Origin of the sequence: Pseudomonas sp. AU12215 (assembly GCF_001675465.2) — a bacterium.
GTDB classification, from domain to species: domain Bacteria; phylum Pseudomonadota; class Gammaproteobacteria; order Pseudomonadales; family Pseudomonadaceae; genus Pseudomonas; species Pseudomonas nitroreducens.
The window spans coordinates 1-17,536 of sequence record NZ_MACM02000027.1 but is presented as its reverse complement, the minus strand read 5'-3'; the positions used below and the strand labels follow the sequence as shown (position 1 = coordinate 17,536).

Here is a 17,536-nt window from a genome sequence, read left to right as displayed (position 1 = left end):
AGGCGTCGAMGCTGACCGGCATCAGCCTGGAAGCCCTGCAGCTGGCGGCCAACCAGTGGCCGATCAAGGCGCTGGTGCTGACCGCGCGCCTGAGCAACCCGCTGGGCGGCACCATCCCCGAGGATCGCCAGAAGGCACTGCTCAAGCTCACCGCCGAGCACAACATCGGGGTGATCGAGGACGATATCTACGGCGAGCTGATGTTCGACCAGGGCCAGACCAAGGCGCTCAAGGCCCACGACCGTGACGGTCGCGTGGTGTACTGCTCGAGCTTCTCCAAGACCATTTCCCCGGGAGTGCGCATCGGCTGGATCATCGCCGAGCGCTACCAGGAGGAAATTCGCCGCCTGCAGACCTTCACCACGCATTCGGCGTGCACCGTCACCCAGATGGGCGTGGCGGCCTACCTGGAGAACGGCGGCTACGACCGGCACCTGCGCTACATCCGCCAGGAGTACCGCAAGAACATGACGGCCTACCAGCTGGCGGTGCAGCAGTACTTCCCCGAAGGCACACAGATGACCCGGCCCAAGGGCGGCTTCATCCTCTGGGTCAGCCTGCCGGCCAAGGTCAACACCAAGGAGCTGCACGTGCGCGCGCTGGAGCAGGGCATCAGCATCGCGCCGGGGCTGATCTTCAGTAACACCGAGCAGTTCAACAACTGCCTGCGCCTGACCTGCGGCATCCCGTGGGACCGCGAGGCGGAGCGGGCGATCATGACCCTCGGCATGCTGGCCTGCCAGCTGTGCCAGGAGGAACTGATCGCGGCGTGATCGTACCGTCGCAGGAGCGGGCTCCGTCCGCGATAACTCCGCACCGCGCCGCAGGACATCGCGGGCGGAGTCGGCTCCTGCGAAAACACCTGTTTGTTTCTGTGTCCGCCTAACCCATTTCTTCAGACGATCTCGTCAAAGCAAGTTGAATCCCTCGACGAGACCGCTGCCGTGCCGATCGCCACGCTGCCGGATGACCACTGCGTTACACCCGTGCCTGCGCCATCGGTGATACTCGGTCGCTGGCGAGAAGCCAGCCACCACCCGCACCGCTACGGATCGAGAGAGTTGAAGAGACCCCTCACGGATGAAAACGACGTCGCCCTGCTGCGGCGTTACCGACAAGGCGACGCCGAAGCGTTCGGCGAGCTTTACGCTCGTCATCGCCTTGGCCTGTTCCGCTTCCTCTGCGGCCTGTGCGGCGACAATGCCCAGGCCGAGGAAGTGTTCCAGGAAACCTGGCTGAGCCTGATCCGCAGCGATAGCCAGCCACTGGGCGCGGCCAGCTTCAAGACCTGGCTGTACCAGATCGGCCGCAACCGCCTGATCGACCATTGGCGCAAGCTGGGTCGGCACCTGGGGCGCCAGGAAAGCTTCGACGAACAATTGCATGGCGATGCATTGGGCGGCGAAAGCACCGACCCCGAGCGCGAGCTGAGCCTTGCCCGCGACCAGCAGCGCCTGCAGGGCGCACTGGAGTCTTTGCCGGTGGAGCAGCGCGAAGTGTTCCTGCTGCGCACCCATGGCGATCTGGAACTGAACGAAATTGCCGAGCTCACGAAGACTCCGGCGGAAACCGTGAAGAGCCGACTTCGCTATGCGATGCAGAAACTGCGTCGGTTGTTGTCCGACCCGTCGGTGGCCGAGGAGGTGAACCCATGAACCGCGATCCGCACGAGCAGGAGCTGCTCGAACTCTACCGTCGGCATAGCGAAGCGCAGCCGCCGGCGCAGCTGGACGCGCGCATCCTGGCCGCCGCTCGCGCCGCCGTACAGCAGAAGCCCCCGAGTTTCGCCCAGCGCCTGCACCAATGGTTGCTGGGCGCCGGCAGCCGCCAGCGCTGGGGCGTTGCCGTGGCGGGCCTGGCGACCCTGGGCATCGGCCTGAGCTTGACTCTGCGGACCTTTGAGGACGCGCCAGAGCGCTTTGACGCGCCGGTATCCCCGGCAATGATGCGCGCGCCAGCGCCCGCACCGGCCATGGCGCCACCGGCGGCTCCGGCCGCTGCGCCTTCAGTGGCGGAGCCGCGGATGGCCGCGCCGCAGATGGACAGTGCCGCTGCCTGGGCATCGGTCCAGGAGCTCGCCAAGCCTGCGCCGATGAGCAAGAAAATGGCGGCTGCGGCGGCAAGGGACGAAGTCCGCGCATCTGCCGATGCACAGGCGCGGTCAGGTGTAGCGGCCGAGGGGAAGCTCCAGGCATTCGCCGAGGAGGCCGACGAGCCACGTACCAGTCTGCTGCACCTGCGCGACTTGCAAGGCAAGGGGCGCAAGGAAGAGGCTGAACAAGTGCGTGAGAGCCTCCGGCAGCGTTTCCCCGACTTGGACATCGACAAGGCTCTGAAGGAATTACCTGACAACCCTTGATCAATGACAGGCCGGGTTCAGCCTGCGTCTGTCAGACTGCATGACGTAACGGTTTGTCATGGCAAGACTCTTGCTCCGCAAGGCAACTCGCGCCAGCATTGCGCGGTTTTTCCCACGGTCCGCTCCATGAAGAAGTCTCGAATCCTCGTTGTCGCCAGTCTGTCCCTGCTGCTCGCTGCCTGTGGCGATGAGCACAAGGACAAGGCTGTGGCTCCGGCCCCGGCTGTTGCCCCAGCCGTGACTGCGCCTGCCAGCACGCCTGCGCCGGAACCTGCCGCCGAGCAGCCGCGTGAGGAAGAGGCCAAGCCTGCTGCTGCCAAAGTCGTGGCGTCGTCCAAGTCCGCCGCGGTCGAGGCCGCCATCAAGCCAGATGCCAAGGCGCCCTCGAAGACGCCGGCGCAGGTGAAGAAACCGCTGGATCCGGTGGTCAAGCAGCCGCTGCCGGCGGTGAAGCTGGACCTGCGTCTGCCCAAGGACCTGGTCCATCAGTTGGAGCCGGACGATACGATCACCGTGATCGAGGAGAAGCCGATCCTGCCGCCGATGTTCGGCGAAAAAGCCGGACAGAGCCCCTTCGAGGTCGGTGGCCGGCTGATCCAGCGCGAGCCCAACGAGCGTGAACCCAACGACGACAGTTGGCACTCGGACATCCGTGGCGCCGAGTTGCAGTTCAAGTTCCGCAACTGATCGCTCGATTTCCCTCCAGGACCGACTGTTTTCTTGTGCGATGCCGTGCCTGCGTTTTGCCCTCTCCCTTCCGAACGGGGCGCACAGCCGGGACGGGAGATCGGGGAGACTTCGCGAGGCAGTTCGTTATGGTGGCCCTTAGAAACGGTGAGCGCCGCCGCGAATCGCTTCGAACAGCGCGCCATCCAGCCCTCGATAGGCTGTCTCCCCTGGTAGCCGAACGAACAGTGCCTCGGTTACGGCTGAGGGGTCGTAGGCGTTGCGCTTGAGGTCGGTCTTCTTGTATTTGAAGGTCCCGGTGGTCTCTACCTGGGCCAGCAGGCGCAGGAACAGCGGCACGGCATAAGCCGGCAGCTCGCGGTCCAGGTGGGCCGCCAGCTCTGTCGTATCCAGGCTGACGCCGTCGGCGAGGCGCAGTGCAGCCATGCCGCAGCGGCCGTTGGTGCCGGGAATCTCCACGCCGTAGACCACCGCGTCTTCCACGCCGGGGAAGGCCCCCAGGGCGTTTTCCACCTCGGTGGTGGAGACGTTCTCGCCCTTCCAGCGGAAGGTGTCGCCCAGGCGATCGACGAACTGGGTGTGCTTGAAGCCGATGTCGCGCATCAGATCGCCGGTGTTGAACCAGGTATCGCCTTCCTTGAACACGTTGCGGTAGATCACCGCCTCGCTCTTGGCCGGGTCGGTGTAGCCATCGAACGGCCACTTGTCGCTGATCTCACTGATCAGCAGGCCGGCTTCGCCCTTGTCGACCTTTTCCATGAACCCCTTGGCGCCCCGTACCGGCTGGTCGTTTTCCAGGTCATAGCGGACGATGGCGTAAGTTGCTGGGGAGAATCCCACCGTATTGTCGAAGTTGAACACATTGGTGAAGCCGATATTGCCTTCGCTGGAGGCATAGAATTCGGTGATCCGCTCGATGCCGAAGCGCTCCTTGAACTCGTTCCAGATCGAGGGGCGCAGGCCATTGCCGATCATGCAGGTCAAGGTATTGCCGCGCTCTTCGGCGCACTCGGGCTGGTTGAGCAGGTAGCGACAGAGTTCGCCGATGTAGCCGAAGCAGGTGGCCTGGTAGGTCTGGACGTCTTTCCAGAACGAGCTGGCGGAAAACTTGCGGCGCAGGGCGATCGCCGCGCCGCCGGCCAGCACGGCGCTCCAGCACACGGTCACGGCATTGTTGTGGTAGCAGGGCAGGGTCAGGTAAAGCACGTCGCTGTTGGTCAGCGCCAGGCCCGAGTGGCCGAAGCCGCCGTAGGCCTTGATCCACTTGCCGTGGCTCATGATCGAGGCTTTGGGCAGGCCGGTGGTACCGGAGGTGTAGATGTAGAAGCAGGCGTCCTTCAGGCGCACCTTGGCGGTGTCGGCGAGGTTGTTCGAGTCCTGTTCCTGCGCCAGGCGCATCAGGCTGTGCCAGCCCGCGGGCGCTTGTGCCGCTTCATCGCCATCGGCGATCCAGTAGCAGCGGCCGCCGCTGTTCTCCAGGGCCGGGCGGACGTCCTCGAAGGCTTCGCGCAACTCTTCGCCGACCACGAAATGGCTGGGCTTGACCAGGTTGAGGCTGTGGCTGAGTACCTGGCCGCGCTGGGTAGTGTTCACCAGCGCGCCGATGGCGCCGAGCTTGGCCAGGGCGGCGAGCACCACCATCAATTCGGCGCGATTCTCCAGCATCACCGCCACCACGCTGCCGTGTTGCACGCCTTCGGCCTGGAAGGCCCGCGCCAGGCGGTTGGCCCAGCCGTTGAACAAGGCGTAGGACAGGCGCCGGCGTTCGTCGATCAGCGCCGGGCTGTCCGGATAGAGGCGCGCGGCGCGCTCCAGGGCCCAGCCCAGGGACAGGTTCTTCTCGCGGTTGCGGATGCCGGTGTAGTAGAGCCCGCGGAGCATGCGTGGCACGCGGCCGAGTGTGGCCGGCAGGTGGGCGAGGAAGCGGGTCGGGGTGATGATATCGGCGTGGCTCATTGACGCGTGCCCTTATTGTCATTGTTGTCTGTGGCGTGCAGACGCTTGCGAGCGACTCTAGGTCGTCGTCCGACGTGCGCCTATGGCTGTTGCGCGCGTGGCGCAGGGCAGATCGGCAAACGCATCGGCTAGGCGTTCATCGCAGTCTAGAGAGCGATGGCCGGACGGCCAGGGCGGGATTGTGTCGATTGGTAAACGTCGCGAACGATGCCAGGAGAGGGCGCCGCAGGGCGGATAACCGCTTGCGGTTATCCGCCGTCAGTCCGTGGGGAGTGAACGGCGGATAACGGGTTCTGCGTCATGCGCCCTACGAAGAGGTGCGCGAGCAGGCTCAGTCGAGGAACAGGTCGGGCACCAGGCTGCCGCCGTTCGGGTCGAAACGGTACTGCTCGAAGTCGCTCTGGCCCTGTTCGCGCAGGATGTCCTCGTCGATCAGCAGCCGACCGCTGATGGCGCGTTCGCTGCTGGAGAGGATGGCGTAGGCGGCGTCCGCCATGATCGCGGGAGTGCGCGCACGCTTGAAGGCGTCGCGGCTGCCCAGCTCGAACTCGATGGCGGCGGTGGCGATCATGGTTTTCGGCCACAGCGCGTTGACGCTGATACCGTACTTCTTGAACTCCTCGTGCATCCCCAGGGTGAGCATGCTCATGCCGTACTTGGTGACAGTGTAGGGGCCGTGCTGGGCGAACCACTTGCCGGCCAGGTTGATCGGTGGCGAGAGGCTGAGGATGTGGCCCTTGCTCTGCTTCAGGTAGGGCAGCGCGGCCTGGCTGCAGACCATCACGGCGCGGGTGTTGATCTGGTACATCAGGTCGAAGCGCTTGGGTTCCAGGCGTTCCACGCCCACCAGCTTGATGGCGCCGGCGTTGTTCACCACGGCGTCGATGCCGCCGAAGTGCTCGGCGGCGCGGGCCATGGCCTCGCGCACGGCGTTCTCGTCGCGCACGTCCAGTTGCAGGGCCAGCGCCTTGCCGCCCACGGCCTCGACTTCCTCGGCCACGCTGAAGATGGTGCCTTCGAGTTTCGGGTGGGGCTCGGCGCTCTTGGCGGCGATGACGATGTTGGCGCCATCGCGTGCGGCGCGCAGGGCGATCTCGCGGCCGATGCCACGGCTGGCGCCGGTGATGAAGAGGGTTTTGCCTTTGAGGGACATGGGGTGCTCCGTGTTCTTGTTGTCTTTGTCGGACGGCATCGCGGATGTATCCGCTCCTACGAAAAGTGCTTCCTGGTATTCGGTGCGTTTGGACCTGCCCTCACCCTGACCCTGGCTGCGCGCCCCGCTCCAGAGGGAGAGGGGACTGTCTGCTGCGAGGATGAATGCGGTGCCTTCCTTCCGCTCCGAACTGCCCCCTCGCCTGGGGGAGAGGGCTGGGGTGAGGGGAAAGGAGATTCAGACTGACTCCAGCGCCTCGACCTCCACCAGCAACTGCCGCGATTTGACCTGCTCGCCCTTGGATACCTGCACGCGGCGGATCACGCCGTCGACGCCGGCCTTAAGCGGGTGCTCCATCTTCATCGCTTCCAGTACCAGCAGCAGTTGGCCCTTGCTGACCCGCGTACCTTCGCTCACCAGCACGTCGACGATGGCGCCATCCATCGGTGCCTTCACCGTGCCGGAGCCTGCGCCGCCAGCCGCGCTGACGGGCTCGTGGGTGACGTCCAGCAGTTCCAGGTTGCCGTCCGCGCCATACAGCCAGAGGCGCGCGCCGTCGCGGTGGAAGGGCAGGCGGCGGCGAACGCCGTCGGCTTCGATGATCGCGTCACCGTTCTCCTCGCCGAGCAGGCGCAGCTTGATGGCGGATTCACCGATGTGGGCCAGCAGCGTCGGCTGGGTGCCGTGTTCGCGGACTTCCAGCTCGATGACGAATTTCTCCTCGCCATGCTTGAGCGCAAAACGCCAGGGCGCGCTGCCCGCGCTACGCCAACCGGACAGACCAGGCTGGTGCGCTCGGTCGCTGGCCGAAGCCTGGTAGAGCAGGGCGGCGGCGCAGGCCAGTTCCAGCGGCTGCGGCTGGCGCGGGGCCAGACTCGGGTCGCCGGCGAATTGCTCGCCGATGAACGCCGTGGTGGCATTGCCGGCGGCGAACTCCGGGTGCCTGAGCAGGTTGGCGAGGAAGCGCTGGTTGCCGGTCACACCCAGCAGGATGCAATCCTCGACGGCGCGCACCAGCTTGCGCCGGGCCTCGTCGCGGGTGGCGCCGTAGGCGATGACCTTGGCCAGCATCGGGTCGTAGAAGGGCGTCACCGGCTGGCCTTCGCGCAGGCCGTGATCGATGCGGATGCCGTCCAGCTGCGGCGGCGTCCAGCGCAGCACCTGGCCGGTCTGCGGGAGGAAACCGTTGCCAGCATCCTCAGCGTACAGGCGCACCTCGATGGCATGGCCCTTGAGCTGGATCTGCTCCTGGGTCAGCGGCAGCGGATGGCCCTCGGCGACGCGAATCTGCCAGGCCACCAGGTCCTGGCCGGTGATCAGTTCGGTGACCGGGTGCTCCACCTGCAGGCGGGTGTTCATTTCCAGGAAGTAGAAGGCGCCGCTGGCATCCAGCAGGAACTCCACGGTGCCGGCGCCCAGATAGTTCACGGAGGCGGCGGCCTTCACCGCAGCGCTGCCCATGGCGGCGCGCAGGTCCTCGGTCAGCACCGGGCAGGGCGCTTCCTCGATGACCTTCTGGTGGCGGCGCTGCACCGAGCAGTCGCGCTCGCCGAGATAGACGATATGGCCGTGGCTGTCGCCGAATACCTGGATTTCCACGTGCCGCGGTTGCACCACGGCTTTCTCCAGGATCAGCTCGCCGCTGCCGAAGGCGTTCTGCGCTTCCGAGCGCGCCGTGCGCAGCTGTTCGGCGAGGTCCTCGCTGCGCGTCACCAGGCGCATGCCGCGCCCGCCGCCGCCGGCACTGGCCTTGATCATCAGCGGGTAGCCGATGCGCTCGGCCTCGCGGCTGAGCGTGGCGTCGTCCTGATCGGCACCTTCGTAGCCGGGAATGCAGGGCACACCGGCTTCGAGCATGGCGATCTTCGACAGGCGCTTGCTGCCCATCAGGTGGATGGCTTCCACGCCGGGGCCGATGAAGACGATGCCGGCAGCCTCGCAGGCGCGGGCGAAGTCGGCGTTCTCCGAGAGGAAGCCGTAGCCGGGGTGGACGGCGCCAGCGCCGGTGCGTTTCGCGGCGTCGAGGATCGCCTCGGCTTTCAGGTAGGACTGGCCGACCGGCGCCGGGCCGATGCACACGGCCTCGTCGGCCAGTTGCACGTGGCGGGCGTCGGCGTCGGCCTCGCTGTACACGGCGACGGTCCGGTAGCCCAGGTCGTGGGCGGTGCGGATCACCCGGCAGGCGATCTCGCCGCGGTTGGCAATCAGGATCTTGTCGAAGCTGGGCATGCTGGCTGTTTCCCTCTCCCCAGCCCTCTCCCTGAAGGGAGAGGGGGTTGTTCGGTGCGCGCGTTGGGTCACTGCGCCCAGTTCGGTTTGCGTTTCTGCACGAAGGCCATGGTGCCTTCGGCGCCTTCCGCGCCGGTCACCGCGTCGGCGAACTGGCGGGCAGCGCCGTCCAGCAACGGGCCGAGGGCTTCGGTCTCGGTGGCCAACAGCAGTGCCTTGGTGGCGGCATTGGCGCCCGGCGCGCAGCGACGGACCTGGTCAAGGGTTTCCGCCAGTTGCTCGCCGAGGTTTTCAGCGTTGTCGGCGCAGTGATGCACGAGCCCGAGGCGCAGCGCCTCACGGCCATCGAAGCGCGCGGCAGTCAAGGCCAGGCGGCGGGCCTGGGTCAGGCCGATGCGTTTCACCACGAAGGGCGCGATCTGCGCCGGCAGGATGCCGAGGCTGGTTTCCGGCAGGCCGAACTGCGCGTCGGCCGCCGCGATGGCGATGTCCGAGACGCAGGCCAGGCCGAAGCCACCGCCGAGCACCGCACCTTCCAGCGCGGCGACCAGCACCTGCGGCTGTGCCTGGGCTTCTTCCAGCAGGCCGCCGAAGGCGCGGTTCAGCGCGGCATAGGCATCGGGACCGGTGGCGCGGGCGCTGGCCATGTCCTTGATGTCGCCGCCAGCGCAGAAGTGCCCGCCGGCGCCGCGCAGGACAATGGCGCGCACGGCGCGGTCGTCGCGTACAGCGGCGAGCACCGCGCGCAGTTCGCTGACCATCGCCAGGCTCATGGCGTTGCGGCTGTCCGGGCGATTGAGGGTTACGTGCAGTACGCCGCCTTCACGTTCCAGCAGGAGGGTTTCGCAGTTCGGCAGTTCACTCATGCCGCAATTCCTCGTTGATTCGTCGTCTTTTCGTAGGAGCGAGCTTGCTCGCGAACCGCATGGCACCGGGGTGCCAAGCGAAACAGCGTTCGCGAGCAAGCTCGCTCCTACAAAGGGCCCAGGCCCTTAGCCCTTCTTCTTGCCCGGCAGGGTGCCCATCAGCTTGCAGATGATGCCCAGCATGATTTCGTCTGCGCCGCCGCCGATGGAGACCAGGCGGGTGTCGCGGTAGGCGCGGGCGATCGGGTTTTCCCACATGAAGCCCTGGCCGCCCCAGTACTGCAGGCAGGCGTCGGTGACCTCGCGGGACAGCCGGCCGACCTTGAGCTTGGCCATGGAGGCCAGGCGGGTGACGTCCTTGCCGCGGATGTACTGTTCGGTGGCCTGGTAGGTGAGGGCGCGCAGGCACTCGATCTCGGTCATCAGCTCGGCCATGCGGAAGTGGATGACCTGATTGTCGATCAGCGCCTGGCCGAAGGTCTTGCGCTCCTTGCAGTAGTCGATGGTGGCGTTGACGCAGTACTCCATGCCCTTGATCCCGCTGGCGGCGCCGAACAGGCGTTCCTCCTGGAACTGCAGCATCTGCATCATGAAGCCCGAACCCTCGGCGCCGATGCGGTAGCGCTGCGGCACGCGCACGTCGTCGAAGAACACCTGGGCGGTCTCCGAGCTGCGCATGCCGAGCTTGTCCAGGTGCGGGCTGATGCTGATGCCCTTGGACTTCATCGGCACCATGATCAGCGACTTGTTGACGTGGGGCTTGTCGTCGGAGGTGTTGGCCAGCAGGCAGATGAAGTCGGCGGACGGCGAGTTGGTGATCCACATCTTGCTGCCGTTGATGACGTAGTCGTCGCCATCCTTGCGCGCGGTGGTCTTCAGCCCGGCGACGTCGGAGCCGGCGCCCACTTCGGAGACGCCGATGCAGCCGACCATCTCGCCGGCGATGGCCGGGCGGAGGAATTCCTCGCGCAGCTCATCGGAGCCGAAGCGCGCCAGGGCCGGGGTGCACATGTCGGTCTGCACGCCCAGGGCCATCGGCACGCCGCCGCAATGGATGGTGCCGAACTCCTCGGCGGCGACCACCGAGTAGCTGTAGTCCAGGCCCATGCCGCCGAATTTCTCCGGCTTGGAGATGCCCAGCAGGCCCAGGTCGCCAGCTTTCTTGAAGACTTCGTGGATGGGGAAGCGACCGGCCTTTTCCCACTCGTCGACGTAAGGGTTGATCTCGCGCTCGACGAAGTTGCGCACGGTGCGGCGGAGTTCTTCGTGTTCCTGGGTGAAGATCATTGTTGTTGTTCTCCTGATGCCTGGTCTGGTTTCCCGCCTCTGGCCCTCTCCCCAACCCTCTCCCTGAAGGGAGAGGGGCTGTCCGGAGTGGCTGGACGGTTCGCATTACGCCGGGTCGCTTTGGCTCCCTCTCCCGCTTGCGGGAGAGGGCGGGGGGAGAGGGTCTTCTGCCCACTCTCCCAATTCCCGATCAGAACCTCGCTACCCCAAAACTATTACCCTTCAGCGGTCGCACGGCCGCTTCCGCACAGATATCCAGCAGATAACCGAGCAATTGCCGCGTGTCGCGCGGATCGATCAGCCCGTCGTCCCACAGGCTCGCCGTGCCGTAGAGCGCGGTGGACTGGGCGTCGAGTTTCTGCGCGGTCATCTGTTCGAGCATATCGAGCATCTTCGGGTCGGCTTCCTTGCCCTCCTTGGCGTGCTTTTCCTCGGTGACGATGCGCAGCACCTTGCCGGCCTGGGCGCCGCCCATCACGGCGGTGCGGCTGTTGGGCCAGGCGAAGATGAAGCGCGGGTCCAGCCCGCGGCCGCACATGGCGTAGTTGCCGGCGCCGTAGGAGCCGCCGACGACGAGGGTGAGCTTGGGCACCGTGGCGTTGGCCACCGCCTGGATCATCTTCGAGCCGTGCTTGATCACGCCCAGGCGTTCGGACTCGGTGCCGACCATGAAGCCGGTGGTGTTGTGCAGGAACAGGATCGGCGTGTTGCTCTGCTCGCACAGCTGGATGAACTGCGCCGCCTTGGCCGCACCCTGCGGGGTGATCGGGCCGTTGTTGCCGATCAGGCCACAGGCGTGGCCTTCGATGTGAAGGTGGCCGCAGACGGTCTGGCTGTCGAATGAGTGCTTGAAGTCGAGAAAACGCGAACCGTCGGCGATGCGCGCAACGATCTCGCGCACGTCGTAGGGCTTCTTCGCGTCCGCCGGGACCACGCCGAGCAGTTCCTGCGCCGGGTACAGCGGCTCCTCCCACGTCAGTTTCGCGCGGGCTGGCAGTTGGTTGTTCCATGGCAGCGCGGCGAGGATTTCCCGTGCCAGGCGCACGCCGTCGGCGTCGTTCTCCGCCAGGTACTCGGCGGTGCCGGCGACCTGGGCGTGCAGCTCGGCACCGCCCAGTTCCTCGTCGGTGGCGATTTCGCCGGTGGCGGCCTTGAGCAGCGGCGGGCCGGCGAGGAACATCTTGGCCTTGCCGCGCACTACCACCACATAGTCCGACAGCCCCGGCTGGTAGGCACCGCCGGCGGTAGACGAGCCGTGCACCACGGTGACCTGCGGAATGCCCGCCGCCGACAGGCGCGCCTGGTTGGCGAAGCCGCGTGCGCCCTCGACGAAGATGTCCGCCGCGTAGTTCAGGTTGGCGCCGCCGCTCTCGGTCAGCGCCACCACCGGCAACTTGTTCTCGAAAGCGATCTGCTGCAGGCGCAAGGTCTTCTTCAGGCCGGTGGGGGAGATGGTGCCGCCCTTGATTGCGCTGTTGCTGGCAGTGACCAGGCAGCGCACCCCGGCGATATAGCCGATGCCGGAGATGATGCCGCCGCCGGCCTGGGTGCCGTCCTTGTCGTCGTGCAGCTTGTAGCCGGCCAGCGAACCGATCTCGAGGAAAGGCGCGCCGGCATCCAGTAGCAGGTTCAGGCGTTCGCGCGGCAGCAGCTGGCCGCGCTTGTCGAACTTCGGCTTGGCCTCGGCGGCCTTGTCCAGCACCTTCTGTTCGACCTCGCGGAAGCTCGCCACGGCGGCCAGCATGGCCTCGCGGTTGCGGGCGAAGTCTTCGCCCTGGGGATCGAGTTCGGATTGGATGACGGGCATCGCTTACTCCTGATCCTTGAGGACGTCCGGCAGGTAGGCGCGGTGGAAGCCGTTATAGGAGCGGCTCTGCCCCGGCTTCACCTTCGACAGCGGGAAGGCGCGGCTGCCCTGGCTGGCGGCGCCGTCGATGCGGATGGTGTTGCCGCTGATGAAGGCCGCGCCGGGGGAGAGCAGGAAGACGATGGCCGACGCCACTTCCGACTCGGTGCCGATGCGCTTGAGCGGTACGTGCTCGCGCAGGGTCGGGATCACGGCCTTGAACGCGCCTTCGTAGGTGTCCATGCCGCTGGAGGCGACCCAGCCCGGCGCCACGGCGTTGACCCGCACGCCAGCGTGGCCCCACTCGATGGCGGCGGTCTTGGTGAAGTTCTCCATGCCCGCGCGGGCGGCGCCGGAGTGGCCCATGCCGGGCATGCCGCCCCACATGTCGGCGAGCATATTGACGATGCTGCCGCCGGTCTTGCTCAGGCTCTGGTTGAACACTTCGCGGGCCATCAGGAAACCGCCCACCAGGTTGGTGCGCACCACGGCCTCGAAGCCCTTCAGGTTGATCGACGCCAGTGGCGCGGGGTACTGGCCGCCGGCGTTGTTGACCAGGTGATGGATCGGCCCGCGCTCGGCGATGACCTGAGCGACCAGCGCCTTCACCGCCTCCTCGTCGCGGATGTCGCAGCTGTGCCAGCTGGCGCTGCCGCCGTCCTCGATGATTTCGCCGGTGGTTTTCTCCAGCTTCTCGGCCTTGCGCCCCACCAGCACCACGTGGGCGCCGAGGGCTGCCAGCTCATGGGCGGTGCAGCGGCCGATACCGCTGCCGCCGCCGGTGACGATGATGGTCTGGCCGTCGAATAGGCCGGGTTTGAAGATCGAGTCGTAGCTCATTGTTGTTCTGACTCCGAGGTATCCCGTAGGGCGAATGAAGCGGAACGCTTCATCCGCCGTTGTCGATGGGTGGATAACGCCGGTGGCGTTATTCGCCCTACGTTTGCAGCGAATCGGCGAGGGCTTGCGGCACCGCCACCGGGAATTCCAGCAACTGCTGGGCGAAGGCCTTGCCCTGCGGGTCGATACGCAGGCTGGCGACACCGCCGCCGCCCAGGGCGTTTTCCAGCAGGAAGTTCAGGCTGTGTGTGCCTGGCAGGTGCCAGCGACTGACGCGGCCAAGCTGCGGGTCGAGCACATGCTGCATCCACTCGGCCACCGCGCCTTCGCTCAGGGCCTCGGCGATCCACGGCAGGTATTCGGGCTGGCGCGCCATCACGCCGATGTTGCTGTGGTTGCCCTTGTCGCCGGAGCGCGCCACCGCTAGTTTCACCAGGGGCACGCTGGCCTGCGCCGGGCCAATGGCCGCCGGCACGGGAATGTCGTCGGCCAGCGCGGCCGGGTCGAAGTGGTCGATGGCGGGCAGGGCGACTGGGGGGCGCTCGCCGTCGATCTCCACGGCCAGCTCGCAGGCGTTCTTGTCGATCAGGAAGGAGAACAGGCGGATCACCGGGTACACGGTCGGGCGGCCACCGACGATGCCGGTCAGGCCCGGCGCCATGCCGGTGGCGGCCTGGGCGATCTCGCGGGAGAACAGCACCAGGGCTTCCTTGCGGCTGTGGCGCACGGCGAGCTTCACCACGATTTCGCGGCTGTCCTCGCGGCGCCCGTGCGGGCCATAGGTGGCCTCGCTGCCGAGCAGTTCGACACTCACTTCGCGATACGGCCCCCAGCCGCGTTCCATGAGGATTTCCTCGGTCTTGGCGATAATCGCCTGGCTGACCCGTTCGGCCTTCTTCACCGCGTCGATACCGGCGATCAGGCAACTGGCGGTGCAGCGGAAACCGTCCGGGTAGGTGGCGCTGACCTTGTACTGGCCGGTCGGCGGCAGGCCGCGCGCGCCACTGACGGCTACTCGGTTCTCGCCGACCTGGGCCAGCTGGACCTGGGTGAAATCGCAGATCACATCGGGCAGCAGGTAGGCGCGCGGGTCGCCGATCTCGTAGAGCATCTGCTCGCCCACCGACAGTGGCGTGACCAGCCCGCCGGTGCCCTGCGGCTTGGTAACGACGAATTCGCCGCCGGCCTGCACTTCGACGATGGGGAAGCCGATATGCTCGTAGTCCGGCACGCTTTCCCAGTCGGTGAAGTTGCCGCCGGTGCACTGCGCGCCGCATTCGATGATGTGCCCGGCCAGTGCGGCCTGGGCCAGCTTGTCGTAGTTGTTCCAGGCCCAGCCGAATTCGTGGACCAGCGCGGCGCTGACCACCGCGCTGTCCACCACGCGACCGGTGATGACGATATCGGCGCCGGCTTTCAGCGCCTCCACTATGCCGGGAGCGCCGAGGTAGGCGTTGACCGACACGCACATCGGCGGCATCGGTGCATCGCTGAACATCTCGCGGATACCGGCCTTGGCCAGTTCACCCTGGCGCGGCTGCAGGTTGTCGCCGTGCACCACAGCGATCTTCAGCGCCACGCCGGCCTTTTCGCAGGCGGTGGCCAGGGCGTTGGCGCAGGCGCTGGGATTCACCCCGCCGGCGTTGCTGATCACGCGCACCTTCTTCGAAGCGATATCGCCCAGCAGGGGTGTCATCACCTCGACGAAATCGGTGGCGTAGCCGGCCTCGGGGTTCTTCAGGCGCGCACCGGCCATGATCGACATGGTGATCTCGGCGAGATAGTCGAACACCAGATAATCCAGCTGCGCGCCGCGCACCAGTTGAGCGGCGGCGGTGGAGGTATCGCCCCAGAAGGCGGAGGCGCAGCCGATACGTACGGTTCTAGTCATTGTTCTGCCCGTGACGCTGAGTGATGCATCGACATTACCAAGCAAGCGCTTGGTTGAAAAGCCCCGAGTCGATGACTACCCCAACCATTGGATGGCCAAGCGCTTGCTTGGTTGGCACTCGCGGGCTTACATTTCGTCAGACAACACAAGCACTTGCGGGGCGATTCGATGAATTGCCCTGAGCAAGGTGGCCAGATGGGACCCATGGGGAGAGAAAGCGTGGATGACCGCAAAGCCCGCGAAGTCATGCTGGAGCTGGTCGGGACCGGGCAGATCACCGACCCGGAGAGCGCCCGTGGCAAGTTGCTGCAGACTGCCGCGCACCTGTTCCGCAGCAAGGGCTACGAGCGCACCACGGTGCGCGACCTGGCCGGCGCGGTCGGCATCCAGTCCGGCAGCATCTTCCATCACTTCAAGAGCAAGGACGAAATCCTGCGCTCGGTGATGGAGGAAACCATCCTCTACAACACCGCCCTGATGCGCGCCGCCCTGGCCGATGCCACGAACCTGCGCGAGCGCCTGCTGGCGCTGATCCGCTGCGAGCTGCAGTCGATCACCGGCGGTACCGGCGAGGCGATGGCAGTGCTGGTCTACGAGTGGCGCTCGCTGTCGGAAGAAGGCCAGGCCTACATCCTCAGCCTGCGCGACATCTACGAGCAGATGTGGCTGGAAGTGCTGGAGGAGGCACGCGTGGCCGGATTCACTCAGGCCGATCCGTTCATTCTGCGGCGCTTCCTCACCGGGGCGCTGTCCTGGTCCATCACCTGGTTCCGCCCCGAGGGCAGCCTGACGCTGGACGAGCTGGCCGAGCAGGCGTTGCTGCTGGTGATGCGCGATTGAGGCTCTTGTAGGAGCGAGCTCGCTCCTACATGACTGCTACTGGCTTAGATAATTCGCAACGGATAACTGAACAGCAGCAGGTGCAGGCAGTTCACCGCCGCGTGCAGCAACACGGGTACTGCCAGGCGGCCGCTGAAGTGGAAGGCCAGGCCGTAGCCCAGGCCGGCGATACCGGCGACGACGGCGAACAACGGGTTGATCGGCCAGTGCACCATGCCGAACAGCACGCTGGCGACCGCCACACCGGCAAAGGCGCCGAACCGGCGCACCAGTTCGCTCTGCAGCAGGCCGCGGAAGAACGCTTCCTCGGTCAGCGAGATCACGCAGATGTTGACCAGCATCCATAGCCAGAAGCCCGGCGGCCATTTCGGGTTCCACACCACCAGGCCGCCGGCCACTGCAACCAGGGGCACGGCGAACAGCGTGGTGACGATGACGATGGCAGCGAAGTCCGGCGAGCGCCTTTCCTCGGGCACCGGTTCGCGGCGCAGCCACCAGGCGAGCAGGGTCGCACCGACCAGGGCCTTGTCCCAGGACAGGTGGAGGGCATAGACGGGAGCGTCGGGGCTGAGCTGGCGCACTGGCCAGAGTGTCCACGAGGTAGTGCCCGGCAACAGGTGCGCGGCGAGGGCAATACTGAGCACGAGGCAGACCAGCCACCACAGCAGGCGGGGCAGGCGGGTCTCGCCGCAGAGAGTCCAGGCGACATAGAACGCGCCGATCAGCAACCCCACTGGCTGGACGAATCCGAGCGCAAAACCGCAGAGCAACAACACGACTGGCAGCAGCGGCAGGAGTTTCCTGAGCATTCTTTCCTCCATCCAGGGAGGCGCAGTCTAGGCAATTTCGACTGCCACTGGCCATCGCTGTGGCCAGTTTTTACTGAAACGTCAGTCAGTTAGGACATTTCAGCGCTTATCTTCGGCTTCCTTGGCATCCATTTCGGCGTTGCGCTCATGGATGCGCTTGAGCTGTTCCTCGGTGAGCGGGAGCTTTTTCGCGGTGTCGCGCAGCATCATCAGCGCGCCGACGATGGAGCCCAGAGCTAGGGCAATGATCAACCAGGCATACCAGGGCATGGTCCCGTCTCCGACAGTGGCAGTGGAATATCACGATACGCTGTGATTCAGACCTTGTCAGGCGCGGACCGGTTCAGACTGATCGCCTCGCAGAGCTCGCTATTGCCCTTGAGCTTCACGCCACTGGCGTAGGACAGATCCTGCGGGCGCACATTGACTGAGCGCGGTTGTCGGTGGGGATATGGCCTGGCGCTCGGATTATCCCGCGCCCCGCCACGAGGGCAGGGCGCGGACGGCGCTCAGGCACCCGTGAGCATGGCGTCCGCCGGGGCGCTGGCGCGATGGGCGGCGGTGAGCTGGAAGTAGACGAAGCCCGCCGCCATGAAGGCCAGGAAGATCCCGGCGATCTGCAGGTTGAACCAGACCATCGCCGCCAGGCACAGCACGGCCAGCGCCAGGGCGATGCCCGGCACCACGGGGAAGCCCGGCGCGCGGAAGCTGCGTTCCAGGTGCGGCTCGCTGCGGCGCAGCTTGAACAGGCTGAGCATGCTCATGATGTACAT

The 17,536-nt window shown here is 66.2% G+C and carries 15 protein-coding genes and 1 pseudogene; 5 read left to right on the top strand and 11 right to left on the bottom strand.

Annotation, left to right across the window (positions count from 1 at the left end; all coding sequences use genetic code 11):
* The 4 genes from A9513_RS07830 to A9513_RS07815 form a co-directional block, all read left to right on the top strand.
* Positions 1-773: PLP-dependent aminotransferase family protein (locus tag A9513_RS07830; protein ID WP_141678352.1), on the top strand; the 773-nt coding region annotated here is incomplete at its 5' end.
* A 288-nt stretch (positions 774-1,061) separates the two neighbouring features.
* A complete protein-coding gene (locus A9513_RS07825) occupies positions 1,062-1,655 on the top strand; it encodes an RNA polymerase sigma factor (RefSeq protein ID WP_024764500.1) in 594 nt (197 codons plus the stop codon).
* Positions 1,652-2,359, top strand: a complete 708-nt coding sequence (locus tag A9513_RS07820; protein ID WP_038803740.1) for a hypothetical protein — start codon at positions 1,652-1,654, stop codon at positions 2,357-2,359. Before A9513_RS07825 ends, A9513_RS07820 begins: the two co-directional genes overlap by 4 nt.
* Before the next feature lie 126 nt (positions 2,360-2,485).
* Positions 2,486-3,046, top strand: a complete 561-nt coding sequence (locus A9513_RS07815; protein WP_024764501.1) for a hypothetical protein — start codon at positions 2,486-2,488, stop codon at positions 3,044-3,046.
* Between the two features lie 138 nt (positions 3,047-3,184).
* Here A9513_RS07815 and A9513_RS07810 read toward each other — a convergent pair whose 3' ends face one another.
* From A9513_RS07810 to A9513_RS07775, 8 genes are all read right to left on the bottom strand, one after another.
* Entirely contained in the window at positions 3,185-5,002 is a 1,818-nt protein-coding gene (locus A9513_RS07810) for a long-chain-acyl-CoA synthetase (RefSeq protein ID WP_038803741.1), read from the bottom strand.
* Between the two features lie 331 nt (positions 5,003-5,333).
* Positions 5,334-6,155, bottom strand: coding sequence for an NAD(P)-dependent oxidoreductase (locus A9513_RS07805; protein ID WP_024764502.1), 822 nt, complete (start codon positions 6,153-6,155; stop codon positions 5,334-5,336).
* 237 nt (positions 6,156-6,392) lie between these two features.
* On the bottom strand, positions 6,393-8,384 hold the full coding sequence (gene atuF, locus A9513_RS07800) for a geranyl-CoA carboxylase subunit apha (RefSeq protein ID WP_065084405.1): 1,992 nt from the start codon (positions 8,382-8,384) through the stop codon (positions 6,393-6,395).
* A 68-nt stretch (positions 8,385-8,452) separates the two neighbouring features.
* Positions 8,453-9,250, bottom strand: a complete 798-nt coding sequence (gene atuE / locus A9513_RS07795) for an isohexenylglutaconyl-CoA hydratase (protein ID WP_024764504.1) — start codon at positions 9,248-9,250, stop codon at positions 8,453-8,455.
* A 126-nt stretch (positions 9,251-9,376) separates the two neighbouring features.
* Positions 9,377-10,537, bottom strand: a complete 1,161-nt coding sequence (atuD, locus tag A9513_RS07790) for a citronellyl-CoA dehydrogenase (RefSeq protein WP_038803742.1) — start codon at positions 10,535-10,537, stop codon at positions 9,377-9,379.
* 190 nt (positions 10,538-10,727) lie between these two features.
* Positions 10,728-12,344 carry a geranyl-CoA carboxylase subunit beta gene (gene atuC / locus A9513_RS07785; protein WP_065084404.1) on the bottom strand — a complete coding sequence of 539 codons (1,617 nt, stop codon included), beginning with the start codon at positions 12,342-12,344 and terminating at the stop codon, positions 10,728-10,730.
* 3 nt (positions 12,345-12,347) lie between these two features.
* A complete protein-coding gene (locus A9513_RS07780) occupies positions 12,348-13,223 on the bottom strand; it encodes an SDR family oxidoreductase (protein WP_024764506.1) in 876 nt (291 codons plus the stop codon).
* Positions 13,224-13,320: 97 nt separating this feature from the next.
* Positions 13,321-15,114 (bottom strand): acyclic terpene utilization AtuA family protein, encoded by a 1,794-nt coding sequence (locus tag A9513_RS07775; RefSeq protein WP_065084403.1) that lies wholly within the window; start codon positions 15,112-15,114, stop codon positions 13,321-13,323.
* 219 nt (positions 15,115-15,333) lie between these two features.
* On the opposite strand from A9513_RS07775, the gene A9513_RS07770 reads away from it, so the two are divergent.
* Positions 15,334-15,954 carry a TetR/AcrR family transcriptional regulator gene (locus A9513_RS07770; protein WP_186352629.1) on the top strand — a complete coding sequence of 207 codons (621 nt, stop codon included), beginning with the start codon at positions 15,334-15,336 and terminating at the stop codon, positions 15,952-15,954.
* Between the two features lie 44 nt (positions 15,955-15,998).
* On the opposite strand, the gene A9513_RS07765 is transcribed toward A9513_RS07770, so the two are convergent.
* From A9513_RS07765 to A9513_RS07755, 3 genes and pseudogenes are all read right to left on the bottom strand, one after another.
* On the bottom strand, positions 15,999-16,763 hold the full coding sequence (locus A9513_RS07765; protein WP_065084402.1) for a CPBP family intramembrane glutamic endopeptidase: 765 nt from the start codon (positions 16,761-16,763) through the stop codon (positions 15,999-16,001).
* 99 nt (positions 16,764-16,862) lie between these two features.
* Positions 16,863-17,033, bottom strand: a complete 171-nt coding sequence (locus tag A9513_RS07760) for a DUF2897 family protein (RefSeq protein ID WP_065084401.1) — start codon at positions 17,031-17,033, stop codon at positions 16,863-16,865.
* Between the two features lie 239 nt (positions 17,034-17,272).
* Positions 17,273-17,536: pseudogene (locus tag A9513_RS07755) on the bottom strand (ethanolamine permease); the annotation flags it as partial.

Bases quoted from the DNA above. Each gene is read 5' to 3' on its own strand.
- A9513_RS07820 (WP_038803740.1), top strand. From the start codon at position 1,652: ATGAACCGCGATCCGCACGAGCAGGAGCTGCTCGAACTCTACCGTCGG.
- A9513_RS07815 (WP_024764501.1), top strand. From the start codon at position 2,486: ATGAAGAAGTCTCGAATCCTCGTTGTCGCCAGTCTGTCCCTGCTGCTC.
- A9513_RS07810 (WP_038803741.1), bottom strand. From the start codon at position 5,002: ATGAGCCACGCCGATATCATCACCCCGACCCGCTTCCTCGCCCACCTG.
- A9513_RS07805 (WP_024764502.1), bottom strand. From the start codon at position 6,155: ATGTCCCTCAAAGGCAAAACCCTCTTCATCACCGGCGCCAGCCGTGGC.
- atuF (WP_065084405.1), bottom strand. From the start codon at position 8,384: ATGCCCAGCTTCGACAAGATCCTGATTGCCAACCGCGGCGAGATCGCC.
- atuE (WP_024764504.1), bottom strand. From the start codon at position 9,250: ATGAGTGAACTGCCGAACTGCGAAACCCTCCTGCTGGAACGTGAAGGC.
- atuD (WP_038803742.1), bottom strand. From the start codon at position 10,537: ATGATCTTCACCCAGGAACACGAAGAACTCCGCCGCACCGTGCGCAAC.
- atuC (WP_065084404.1), bottom strand. From the start codon at position 12,344: ATGCCCGTCATCCAATCCGAACTCGATCCCCAGGGCGAAGACTTCGCC.
- A9513_RS07780 (WP_024764506.1), bottom strand. From the start codon at position 13,223: ATGAGCTACGACTCGATCTTCAAACCCGGCCTATTCGACGGCCAGACC.
- A9513_RS07775 (WP_065084403.1), bottom strand. From the start codon at position 15,114: ATGACTAGAACCGTACGTATCGGCTGCGCCTCCGCCTTCTGGGGCGAT.
- A9513_RS07765 (WP_065084402.1), bottom strand. From the start codon at position 16,763: ATGCTCAGGAAACTCCTGCCGCTGCTGCCAGTCGTGTTGTTGCTCTGC.
- A9513_RS07760 (WP_065084401.1), bottom strand. From the start codon at position 17,033: ATGCCCTGGTATGCCTGGTTGATCATTGCCCTAGCTCTGGGCTCCATC.